Origin of the sequence: Streptomyces hirsutus (assembly GCF_001418415.1) — a bacterium.
Taxonomy (GTDB): Bacteria; Actinomycetota; Actinomycetes; order Streptomycetales; family Streptomycetaceae; genus Streptomyces; species Streptomyces hirsutus.
On the sequence record NZ_LIQT01000102.1, the window covers coordinates 1 to 11,332 of the forward strand.

Consider the following 11,332-nt stretch of genomic DNA (forward strand, 5'->3'; position numbering starts at 1 on the left):
GGCGACCGGCAGCCGGGTGCTCGCGTGCAGGTCGACCAGAGCCGGGCGGGCGCAGTCGCGCAGCAGCCGGATGTCCGGGACACCGTGGCCGAGCCGCCACAGGCGCGGGCCGAGCCGGTAGCGGCCGCGGCCGGTCCGCTCGATGGCGCCGTGCTCGGAGAGGGTGGCCAGCATGCGGTGCACGGTCGCCGACATCTGCGCGGTGACCGACCTGCCGCCGGCGACCGTGCACCGCATGCTGGCCACCCTCTCCGAGCACGGCGCCATCGAGCGGACCGGCCGCGGCCGCTACCGGCTCGGCCCGCGCCTGTGGCGGCTCGGCCACGGTGTCCCGGACATCCGGCTGCTGCGCGACTGCGCCCGCCCGGCTCTGGTCGACCTGCACGCGAGCACCCGGCTGCCGGTCGCCCTGGTGACCCGCGAGGGCGACCGGCTGCACATCATCGACAAGATCGCCGGCCGCAACACGGTCCGGGTCTGGGAGCAGCTCGGATCGCCGGCACTGGACGAGCACCCCGCGGGCCTGGTCCTCCTGGCCTGGGGACGCGATCCGGACCGCCGGCCCGCGTCGCGCCCGTTGCGCAGCGAGGAACAGTTCGCCTGGCGGCAGACGCTCGCCCAGGTCCGGCAGATCGGCTTCGCGCACTCTCCCACCGGCGCACAGCACACCTCCCCGCTGGTCTGGGCGGCCGCGCCCGTCTTCGCCGAGGACCAGACGGTGAGCACCTGCGTGATGATCGGCGGTCGCCGGGGCCAGCACCCGCCGGTGTCACTGGGCCGCCAGGCCCGGACCACCGCCCGGGACATCTCCGCCGGCCTGCGCGGCAGCCTGGAGGAGCCCGCGCTCGGCAGAACGCACGCCTGAAGGGGCGGGCTCCCGCACCGCCGAGGCCACCCGGGCGATCGACCTCGTCGCCCGGGCGATCCGCGGGGGACGTCGGCGACACGGCCGGAGGTCCCGGACACCCCGTTTCCCGGCGCACCGTGGCGGTAGGCGCTGCCCGGCGCGCCGGAGGCCGCGGCACCGCAGGTCGCCACGTCGGTCGTGCGCCGCACCGGCGCATGCCCGGGAGAGCCCGCGAACATGCACCCGTCGGATCGCTCGGACCCGGCCGACCTCACGGCCATTCCCGCAACGAGCCGATCGACCACGGTCTGTACCGCCGCGGCCTCCGCGCGAGGGGGCAAGGGGACAGGCCCCCGCCGGGCAGCCGGTTCCTCCTCCACGACCAGCCGCCGGTGACCGCGCCTACGGCCGCCCCTCCACGACCAGCCGCCGGTGACCGCGCCTACGGCCGCCCCTCCACGACCGGCCACCGGTGACCGCGCCTACGGCCGCTCACCCACGACCGGCCGCCGGCGACCGCATACGGCTTCGACGCCCGGCATCGCCCCACCCCACGGGCGGCTCTCCCCTGGGCCGGGGAAAACACCGACCGGCAGGCATGCTCCCGTGCGGGCCGCCCCGGCTGGTGGCCACGCGCCCCGTGACCCGTTTCGGCCGGCAGCCGCGCGTGCCCGTAGTGCCTCCGCCACCAACTCGCTTTCCGCTGGATGCGAGCCACGGACCGCTCGGCGTCCGCTGCTCCGAGACTGGTCACCGCGGGCCGCCGGGCGGCCCCTGGGACCACCACCGAGAGGACAGCCGTGAGCGTCGCCTCCCCCACGCCGCAGCAGGTCGGCGCGACCGCGCAGCTGGTCGACTTCGTCCGCCGGCGGGACCGCCGCGCCGAGCCCGCCACCCGGGCGGCCCTGCGCGGCCTGACGGTCGACACCGTCGGGGTCGCCGTCGCCGGGCTCAGCACTCCGGCGGCCGTGCTGGTGCGCGACTGGGTCGAGGACCAGGCGCCGTCCGACGTCGTCGCACAGGCCGGGACGGCGGCCGTGTGGGGCTCGACGAGCAGACTCGGACCCGCCGACGCCGCCCTGGTCAACGGCACCGCCGCGCATGCCCTGGACTGGGACGACGCCGCTCCCTCGATGGCCATGCACCCCGCCGCGGTCCTGCTGCCGACGCTCTTCGCGCTCGCCGCCCGCCGTCCGGTGGCCGGCGCCGAGCTCGACGCCGCCTACAGCGTCGGCTCCGCCGTCTTCCGAGCGGTCTCCGAGGCGCTCCCGCACGCCGTCCACTACGGCCGGGGCTGGCACAACACCTCCACCACCGGACGGCTGGCCGCGACCGCGGCCGGCTGCCGCCTGCTCGACCTGGACGGGAACGTGACCGCCCACGCCCTGGGCATCGCCGCCTCCCAGGCGTCCGGGAGCCTGGCGAACTTCGGCACGATGACCAAACCGATGCACGCCGGCCTGGCTTCCCGGGACGCCGTGATGGCCGTGGGGCTCGCCCGCCGGGGCTTCACCGCCCACCCCGCCCAGCTGGAGGCGCGCGGCGGCTTCCTGGACCTCTTCGGCGACCACGACCCGCGGCGCACGGCGGTCCTGGGGGAGCGGCTGGAGCACTGGGTGACCGGCTGGGTGGACGACTACGCGATCAAGGCCTATCCCTCCTGCTTCGCCACCCAGCGCGCGATCGACGCGGGACTCTCCCTGCGTGAGGAGCTGGGGGCCGGCGTCGGCCGGATCTCGCGGATCGAGGTAACCCTCGAGCACGGCGGCACCCGCCCGCTGCGGGACACCGGGCCGGGCAACGGGCTCGAGGCCAAGTTCTCCCTGGAGTACACCCTCGCCGTCGCCCTGCTGACCGGGAACGTACTGCTCGGCGACTTCACCGACGAGGCCCTGAAACGTCCGGGAGTGGCCGAGCTGATGGCCCGGATCGAGCTCGCCGAGCGGCCGCCGGCCGAGGAGCCGGGCCACACCGTCGTCCGGCTGCACACCGAGGACGGCCGGCTCCTGGTCCGCGACGTCCACCACTCCCGCGGCGACTCGCACCGGCCGCTCTCGTCCGCCGAACTGGCCGCCAAGTTCCACCAGTGCGTGGGACGGGGACCCGAGAAGACGGACTGGTTCGACGCACTGCACGCCGTCCCGGACACCGACGAGCCCCGGGACCTGCAGACACTTCTCGCCGGTCCGCCCGTCCACGGCTGACCCGGCCCGCCTCCCCGGCCGCGACCCGCATCGCGCCGCCGTACCCGACACCAGGAGAAACCGGACCATGACCGACACCTTCACCGAGGAAGCGACCAGCCGCTTCGTGGAACTGCCGAGCGGGCGCGTCCACTACCACGAGTACGGCGAGGGCCACCCGCTCGTCCTGCTGCACGGCTCCGGCCCCGGTGCGACCGGCTGGAACAACTTCGCGGCGAACATCCGCGAGCTGGGCAAGCGGTTCCGCTGCCTGGCCGTCGACATGCCCGGCTGGGGCAAGTCCGACCCGGTCGGCTACGACGACCGCGACCACGCCGCGACCGCGCTGGAGTTCCTCGACGCCCTGGGGATCGAGCAGGCGGCGTTCATCGGCAACTCGATGGGCGGCGCCACCTCGGTCATGTTCGCCGCGACCCACCGGGAACGGACCAGCCACCTCGTCACCATGGGCGCCGGAGTCGGCGGCGCCCACCTCTTCGTCCCCGGCGGCGGGCCGAGCGAGGGCGTGAAGGTGCTGCAGCGGACCTACCGCGAGCCCACCGAGGAGAACTTCCGCGACCTGGTCGACGTCATGACCTTCGACCCGGCGCACGCCTCGCCGGAACTGGTCCGCCGGCGCCACCGGGCCGCGGTCGAGCGCCCGGACCACCTCGCCAACTTCGCCGACGGCATCGGCAGGCCGCGCCCGCACATGGCCACCCACGCCCAGATCGCCGGCATCACCGCACCGTCCCTGTTCGTCCACGGCCGCGACGACCGGGTCGTGCACTACGAGAGCTCGCTGAAGCTCGTCTCGCTGGTGCCCCGCTCCCGGATGGTGCTGCTGGCCGGCTGCGGCCACTGGGCCCAGCTCGAGCACGCCGACGAGTTCAACCGCACCGTCACCGACTTCCTCCTCCACAACTGAGGAAGAAGAGGAAGAAAGGGCTTCTGCCATGCACGAGGTACACGAGCGGATCCTGGCCCGCGCCGAGGAGATCGCCGCCGAGGCCGCACCCAGCGACGAGCTGGGCCGGCTGACCGACAAGGCCGCCGAGGTGCTGCGTTCCAGCGGCGTCATCCGGATGCTCCAGCCGGCCGAGTTCGGCGGCCACGAGGCCGGTCCGGTCGACTTCTTCCGCACCCTGCGTGACATCGGCGTCCACTCCTCCTCCGCGGGCTGGGTGGCCGGCGTGGTCGGCGTCCACGCGTTCGAGGTGGCCCAGATGGACATCGCCCTGCAGAAGGAGATCTGGGGCGATGACCCGGACACCTGGATCGCCTCGCCGTACGCCCCCCTGGGGCGCGCGACCCCGGTCGAGGGCGGGTTCCGGTTCAGCGGACGCTGGCCCTTCTCCTCGGGCACCGACCACTGCCGGTGGATCATCCTCGGCGGCCTGATCGTGGACGAGGACGGCAAGCCGGTCCCGGGCGGACTGCGCCACTTCGTCCTTCCCCGCAAGGACTACGAGATCGTCCAGGACTCCTGGGACGTCGTCGGGCTGCGCGGCACCGGCAGCAAGGACATCGTGATCGAGGACAAGTTCATTCCGGAGCACCGGATCCTCGACCCGGCCCCGATGGAGGACGGCGGCCTGGCCCACCGGGTCGGCCGCGGTGACTCGCCGCTGTACCGGATGCCCTTCCACCCGATGTTCACCGCGGGCATCACCACCGCCACGGTCGCGATGGCGCAGGGCGCCCTGGCCGCGTTCATCGCCTCGATGCGGGGCCGGGTCACCGCACGCGGAGTGAAGACCGCCAACGATCCGCACCAGCTCGCCGTGCTCGGCCGGGCGATCTCCGACCTGGAGGCGGGCGAGGTCCAGCTCTTCGACGACATCGAGCGGATGTGGGAGCAGGCACAGCGCGACGAGCGGTTCTCGCCCGAGGAACGGCTGAGGGTCCGCCGCAACCAGGTCCGCATCGCCCGGCGCGCGGTGGACGCCGTCGACGAGCTGTTCCTGCACGCCGGCGGCTCGGCGTTGCGCAGCGACTCCGCGCTGCAGCGCTGCTGGCGCGACATCCACGCCGCGATGAACCACGCCAGCAACAACGCCGACCCGATCTACCAGGCCTACGGCCTGAACACCTACGGACACCCGCTGCCGGCGTCGGTGCTCTTCTGAGGGCAGGAGCAAGTCTGAGGGCAGGAGCAGGAGCAGGAGCAGGAGCAGGAGCAAGGGAAGGAGAAGGGGCGGGACCGGCCGGGCACCCGGGGCCGTAAGGGGCGCACGCGGGGTCAGCCGCCGCGGCCGGCCCGCCGCGCCGAACGGGTCCGTACCGACCATCGGACGACGACGGCGGCTCCGACGAGAAGACCCAGCACCCGGCGGCTCGTTCGGGTGCCGGTCCACGGGGAGCGGACGGCGCGACGTCCGGCTCCCCCCACCGCACGGGGCCGGCGGACGGGCTCCACGACCGGTGGCGGGGCCGCCTCCCCGGTCCGGGACACCTCCTGCGCGATCCGCAGCCATACCCGCTGCGGGGGCGCGACCGGAAGGTCGGCCTCCTCCACGCCGCGTGCGGCGGCCACGACCCGGGCCATCAGGGTCAGCTCCTCCCGGCAGGCGCGGCACAGGGCGATGTGCCGCAGGGCGTCGGCGTCGTCGCTCGAAACGCCGTTGCCCAGTGCCAGTTCCACCAGGTGCGCGGGCTCGACGTGTGCCACGTACCCTCCTGATCTCGTGCTCCGTGTCCTGTCCGCGCGTACCGGCCCGGTCTCAGGCAGGGAGAGGCTCCGCTGTGACGACCAGGTTGGCCTGGTAGCCGCCCGCCTCGGGGACGAACGGGGGCGCGCAGGTGACGAGGGTGAGAACCGGGGGACCGGTCCGCCGGAACGTCGAGGACGGAAGGCCGTCCTTGGGGACCGTCGCACGCGCGACGACGCGGTAGACCGCCGACCCGGCGCCGGCGCGCCGCACTTCGACCCGGGCCCCGGGCCGCACGTCGTAGAGTGCGGCGAACTCGCCCAGCGCACCGGTGTCGCCGTCCACGTGTCCGACGAGCACGGCCGACCCCCGAGGGCTTCCCGGCGCGGGACCGAAGCGGTACCAGCCGGCGACGGCGGGATCCCCCGGAATGGCCAGCGCGCCCTGTTCGGTGACGCCCACCGGCCGGACCCGGGCGTCCAGGCCCACGTCGCCCACCAGGACGCGCTCCGGTGGCGCCTCCCGCCGTTCGCCGTGCGGGGCGGGAGGCGGCGACGGCTCGGTGGCGCCGGGGAGTCCACTCGCGGCGGCCGCCCGCGCCGGGGCCGCCGGCCCGAAGTCGGGCGGCGGGGTCCCCTGGTCCGAGGGCCCGGCGCGCAGGGTGGCGACCGCCGCCAGAGCGGCGGTCGCCATGACGAGACCGGTCAGCCGTCGCGCGGTGTCACCCACGCCGGCCCGCGGCCCGGCGGGCCACCAGGACGCCCGCCAGCGCCGCCGTCCCGGCCGCGGCCGCCCAGGCCACCCACTGGTCGGAGGAGTTCGAGGCGACCGCGGCGCCGCTGCCGCCCGCGTCGACGCCGTTCGGCACGGATTCCATGCCGCCGAGCGTCTGGGGCGCCAGCGCCAGGTTCTTGTCCGCGGCGCTGCCCCAGGCGTAGACGACGTTGCCGGCGCCCTCCTTCAGATCCAGGTCGGCCGGGCCGATCGCCACGGTGTCCGTGCCGGCGAGCACCACGTCGGCCGGGACGGTGCCGGCGTCGACCACGGTGGTGTCCTCCTCGGGGTTCTCCAGCCCCTTGAAGAGGGGCTGCCCGCCCGCTCGGACGTCCACGGCCGGGGCGGCGGCGACGTGACGCACGGTCAGTCGCGCCTTGCCCGCGTCGACCTTGGAGACGTCGTTGACGAAGGCCGTCAGCCGGGGCTTGCCGTCGGCGGAGAGGTGGGCGGCGATGGTGGCGTTCGCTCCCGCGGGCACCTCGATCTTCTTCTCGACGGCCGGGGTGCCGTCGGGGCCCTGGCCGGCTTCGAAGAGCTGGATGTCGTAGGTGCCGGCGTCGAGGGACTGCGGGTCGGTCACCGTGCCGGGCTCGAAGTCGCCGAGCAGTTCGTCACCGTTGGCGTAGACGTCGACGGTCAGGCCGGGAACGCCGTGGAAGACGGACACCATGGCGGTGTCGTCGCCGTCGGCGGCGGGGGCCGCCAGGGCGGGCGCGGCCACGCCGAGGGCGAGGGCGCAGGCTCCGGCCGAGGCGGCGAGGGTCCGAGAGGTCCGAGAGGTCCGGGAAGTCATGAGGATCATTCCTTCGGTGAGGATTCCGCCGGTCGCGGGGTCTCGTATCCGTTTCGCGTGGGGGCGCCGAGGCGGATGCGCCCGGCACCGGTGTTCCGGTCCGCCTACGCGGCGGTGTCGTCGGCGCGGCCCTGCTCGATGCCCTGGCGCAGCCGGAGCAGACCACGACGTGCGTGGCTCTTCACGGTGCCCAGGGGCATGCCGGTCCGCTCGGCGATCTCGGCCTGGGTCAGGTCCTCGTAGAAGGCCATGCAGAGCACCTCGCGCTGGGCGCGCGGCAGCCGGGACAGGGCGTCGACCAGGAGCACCCGGTCCAGGACCTCGTCCGGTGGCGGCTCCTCGTGCGGCCGGGTGCCGGCGTCGTGTGCCACCGAGTCGACCAGCGTGAGGCGTTTCGTCCTGGTCGCCAGGGCGTCGACGATCTTCCGACGGGTGATGCCGACGAGCCAGGCGCCGAGGGGGCCCCGCTCAGGACGGAAGCCCTCCCGTCCGCGCCAGGCGCCGAGGAACACCTGCTGGGTCACGTCGTCCGCCTCGTAGGTGTCGCCGAGCGAGCGGGTGGCCATCGTGTGGACGAGCGAGCCCCAGCGCCGGTAGACCGCCGCGAACGCGTTCTCGTCCGCGGCGCGCAGGCCACGGGCCAGTTCGCTCTCGTACAGCGCTTCGTCCGCCGCCGCGGGGCGGACACCGGTGGACCGTGTCTTCGTGCTCATGGCCTTGTTCCTCCTGCGTGCGTCCTGTGCGGGCGGAAGGCCGACTGTCACGCCCGCCGGTCGGCACGCGCGCCCTGACCGAGTGCCTGGACTACAGTGTGGAGAGCCGAAACGACGCAAACAACATGCGTCGATTGTGCGTCGGAAGAGGGAAGTGTGGGTCCGAACGGAGATGTCGGGGAGAGCGGGAGCGCGTCGCGTGGCGGCGGGCTGACCACCGGTGAGGTGGCGCGGCGTCTGGGGGTGGCACCCACGACCGTCCGGACGTGGGACCGCCGCTACGGTCTCGGCCCCACCGCGCACACCGGTGGCCGGCACCGCCGCTGGACCGACGCGGACGTGGCCCGGCTGGAGCGGATGTGCGCACTGACGGCGACCGGCCTGCCACCCGCCGAGGCCGCCCGGCTGGCGCTCGACGAGGTGCTGCCCGACGCGCCCGCGCCCCGGACAGGCGCCGCGCCCCGGGCGGGCACCGCTCCCCCTCCGGCGCCGGCCGCCCGCCGACGCAGCCGGGCCGGCTCCGGTCTCCGGCTGGGCGACGTGCGTCAGGAGTGCAGAGGAGTCGCGCGCGCGGCCCTGCGCCTGGACGCCGCCGCCCTCGACGAACTGCTGAGGACGGCGATGGAGGAACACGGCCTGGTCACCGCCTGGACCGAGGTGATCGTGCCGACGCTGCAGGCGGTCGGCCGCAAGTGGGAGAGCTCGGGCGAGAGATACGTCGAGGTCGAGCACTTCCTCTCCTGGCACGTCTCCGGCGCGCTGCGGCGCCAAGCTCCGCCCGTGGTCGCCGACCGGCCCGGCGCCACCACGGTGCTCGCCTGCGTGCCCGCGGAGAACCACACGCTGCCGCTGGAGGTGCTCGCCGCCGCACTGGCCGAACGGGGTCTCCCGGTACGCATGTTCGGCGGCGCGCTGCCCGTCGAGTCGCTCGTGGCCGCCGTACGCAGGACCGGGCCGGTCGCGGTGGGGCTGTGGGCCCAGTCGCGGACCACCGCGAGCAGACCCCTGGCCCAGCACGTGGCCGCGATGGAATGGGGGGTGCGCGGCGCGCGCAGGAAGCCGGTCGTCCTCACGCTGGGACCGGGCTGGGCCGGGCAGACCGTGCAGGGACTGCCGCGTCCGTCGGGGCTCGCGGAGGCGGTCACGGCGGTGGAGTCGGTCGCGCTCAGGTGATCCGGCGGGCTCGGCGGGTACCGGGTCGTGGTGGCGCCTGGCCCCGCCGGACGCGACGTGCTCGGGTGGACAGGGCACGCGGTGGATCCCGCCACCGCGCACGGCGCCCGCCGACGACACGTTCCGCACGGGTGGCGGGCGAGGTGGGACAGGGTGCGGCGGCGCGGGCGAAGCGCGCGCCCCAGGACGAGTACCGGCCCTCGGCGCAGAGGGAATCGAGTGGCGGAGGAAGAGGAACATGAACACTCGGCACCACGGGTTTCCGGACGCCGTCGTCGTCGGAGCAGGTCTCGCCGGCCTGGCCTGCGCGCTGGACCTGTGCCGTGCCGGACGGCGGGTGGCCCTGCTGGAGGCGTCCGACGGCGTGGGCGGCCGGATGCGCACCGACCGGCGGGACGGATTCCGGCTCGACCGCGGATTCCAGGTGTTCAACACCTCCTACCCCCAGGTGAAGCGACGCCTCGACCTGCGGAGTCTGCGGCTGAGGCCCTTCACACCGGGCATCACCGCGCACACCTCGACGGGCCCCGTCCACCTCGCCGATCCGACCCGGCGGCCGAGGTCGGCGGGGACACTGCTGCCCGGACGGGCCCTGCCGGCCCGCGACCTGGCCGCGATGGCGGCGCTCACCGCGCGGGACGCCCTTCTGCCCGCCGGACTCCTCACCCGGTGTCCGGACGGCTCGACCGCCGCCGCACTGTCCCGCGCCGGGCTGTCGGCCGGGACGGTCACCGAGATTCTGCGGCCGTTCCTGTCCGGCGTGTTCCTGGAGGACCGGCTGGAGACCTCCGCCCGTTTCTTCCACCTGGTCTGGCGCAGCATGGTCCGGGGAACGCTCTGCCTGCCCGCCGACGGCATCGGCGCCGTCCCCGGCCGGCTGGCCGACGGCCTGCCCGACGGCGTCCTGCGGCTGGAGACACCGGTCACCGCGCTCACCGCGGCGGGGGTCCTCCTGGAGGACGGCCGCGAGCTGCCGGCCAGGTCCGTCGTGGTGGCGACGGACGCCGCCACCGCGGCCCGTCTGCTGCCCGGCCTGGCCGTGCCCGAAGGCCGTACCGTCACCACGTACTACCACGCCGCCGCGCACACCCCCCTGGCCGAGCCGACCCTGCTGGTGGACAGCACCGGGGCGGTGCTGAACACCTGCGTCCTCACCGAGGTGACGCCCACCTACGCCCCGCCCGGCACCGCGCTGATCTCCAGCTCCGTCCTGGGCCCCGACCGGCCCGGGGACGACGGGGCGGTGCGCCGGCGCCTGTCCGAGCTCTACGGCACCGACACGAGCGGCTGGCAGCAGGTCGGCGCGTACACCGTGGCCGGGGCGCTGCCCGCGATGGAGCCGCCCTGGCCGCTGAGCCGTACGACGCGCTTCGCACCGGGCCGGTACGTCTGCGGGGACCACCGGGCGACCGGATCCGTGCAGGGCGCGCTGGCCTCGGGCACCCGGGCCGCCCGGGAGGCGCTGAACGACCTGGCGCTCGATTGACCCGGACCGGACCGTGCCCGGCGCATCCACCGGCGGCCGGCCCACGGAACCCACAGCGCGGCACGCAGCGCCGCCGACCTGCCCCTGCGACCGGGAGTGAGACGTGGACATCAACGGCGCGCGCGTGCTGGTGGCCGGAGCCACCGGCGTTCTCGGCGGTGCCCTCACCGCGGAACTGGCCGGCCGCGGAGCGCGCCCGGCGCTCGCGGGACGCGACCCGGCCCGCCTCGCCGAGGCCGCCCGGACCTACCCGGGCGCTCCGGCCCTCCTCTTCGACGCGTACGACCCCGCCTCCTGTGCCCGCGCCGTGCACGGTGCGGCGAATGCCCTGGGCGGGCTGGACGCGGTCGTGACGGCCTTCGGATCGGTCGCCTTCGGCCGGGCCGCCGGGCTCGGTGACGAGATCGCGGAGCATCTGACGGCGGTCAACGTCCTCGCACCCGCCGCCTTCTTCCGCGCCGCGCTCGCCCTCATGGCCCCCGGGTCCCTGATCGCCGCCTTCACCGGCGCGGTCGCCGAGCGCCCGCAGGCGGGGATGGCCGACTACAGCGCCTCCAAAGCCGCGCTGAGCGCCTGGCTCTCCGCCGCGCGCCGCGAGGCGCGGACCACCGGCATCCGGGTCCTGGACATCCGGCCCGGACACCTGGACACCGGTTTCGCCGACCGGCCCGTCGCCGGCACCGCCCCGCCCCTGCCCCCGGGCGGCGAC

The 11,332-nt window shown here is 75.1% G+C and carries 11 protein-coding genes; 7 read left to right on the plus strand and 4 right to left on the minus strand.

Annotation, left to right across the window (positions count from 1 at the left end; all coding sequences use genetic code 11):
• Positions 1–172: 172 nt before the first annotated feature.
• From AOK11_RS08990 to AOK11_RS09005, 4 genes are all read left to right on the plus strand, one after another.
• Positions 173–865 (plus strand): IclR family transcriptional regulator, encoded by a 693-nt coding sequence (locus tag AOK11_RS08990; protein ID WP_240497265.1) that lies wholly within the window; start codon positions 173–175, stop codon positions 863–865.
• A gap of 782 nt (positions 866–1,647) precedes the next feature.
• Positions 1,648–3,051 carry an MmgE/PrpD family protein gene (locus tag AOK11_RS08995; RefSeq protein ID WP_055593132.1) on the plus strand — a complete coding sequence of 468 codons (1,404 nt, stop codon included), beginning with the start codon at positions 1,648–1,650 and terminating at the stop codon, positions 3,049–3,051.
• Positions 3,052–3,118: 67 nt separating this feature from the next.
• Positions 3,119–3,958, plus strand: a complete 840-nt coding sequence (locus AOK11_RS09000; protein WP_055593133.1) for an alpha/beta fold hydrolase — start codon at positions 3,119–3,121, stop codon at positions 3,956–3,958.
• A 28-nt stretch (positions 3,959–3,986) separates the two neighbouring features.
• On the plus strand, positions 3,987–5,159 hold the full coding sequence (locus AOK11_RS09005; protein WP_055593134.1) for an acyl-CoA dehydrogenase family protein: 1,173 nt from the start codon (positions 3,987–3,989) through the stop codon (positions 5,157–5,159).
• A gap of 113 nt (positions 5,160–5,272) precedes the next feature.
• Here the strand turns inward: AOK11_RS09005 and AOK11_RS09010 are convergent, their stop codons facing one another.
• From AOK11_RS09010 to AOK11_RS09025, 4 genes are all read right to left on the minus strand, one after another.
• Entirely contained in the window at positions 5,273–5,701 is a 429-nt protein-coding gene (locus AOK11_RS09010; protein WP_055593135.1) for a hypothetical protein, read from the minus strand.
• Positions 5,702–5,753: 52 nt separating this feature from the next.
• The gene (locus AOK11_RS09015; RefSeq protein WP_240497266.1) at positions 5,754–6,410 is read right to left on the minus strand and encodes a class F sortase; all 657 of its coding nucleotides are present in this window, start codon (positions 6,408–6,410) and stop codon (positions 5,754–5,756) included.
• Entirely contained in the window at positions 6,403–7,251 is an 849-nt protein-coding gene (locus AOK11_RS09020) for a DUF4397 domain-containing protein (protein ID WP_055593136.1), read from the minus strand. Before AOK11_RS09020 ends, AOK11_RS09015 begins: the two co-directional genes overlap by 8 nt.
• Positions 7,252–7,355: 104 nt before the next feature.
• The gene (locus AOK11_RS09025; RefSeq protein ID WP_055593137.1) at positions 7,356–7,964 is read right to left on the minus strand and encodes a sigma-70 family RNA polymerase sigma factor; all 609 of its coding nucleotides are present in this window, start codon (positions 7,962–7,964) and stop codon (positions 7,356–7,358) included.
• A gap of 156 nt (positions 7,965–8,120) precedes the next feature.
• Here AOK11_RS09025 and AOK11_RS09030 point away from each other — a divergent pair, with 156 nt between their 5' ends.
• The 3 genes from AOK11_RS09030 to AOK11_RS09040 all read left to right on the plus strand — a co-directional run.
• A complete protein-coding gene (locus AOK11_RS09030) occupies positions 8,121–9,137 on the plus strand; it encodes a MerR family transcriptional regulator (RefSeq protein ID WP_055593138.1) in 1,017 nt (338 codons plus the stop codon).
• Positions 9,138–9,375: 238 nt separating this feature from the next.
• Positions 9,376–10,623, plus strand: coding sequence for an NAD(P)/FAD-dependent oxidoreductase (locus tag AOK11_RS09035; protein WP_055593139.1), 1,248 nt, complete (start codon positions 9,376–9,378; stop codon positions 10,621–10,623).
• A gap of 103 nt (positions 10,624–10,726) precedes the next feature.
• The coding region (locus tag AOK11_RS09040) for an SDR family NAD(P)-dependent oxidoreductase (RefSeq protein ID WP_055593140.1) at positions 10,727–11,332 on the plus strand (606 nt) is incomplete at its 3' end.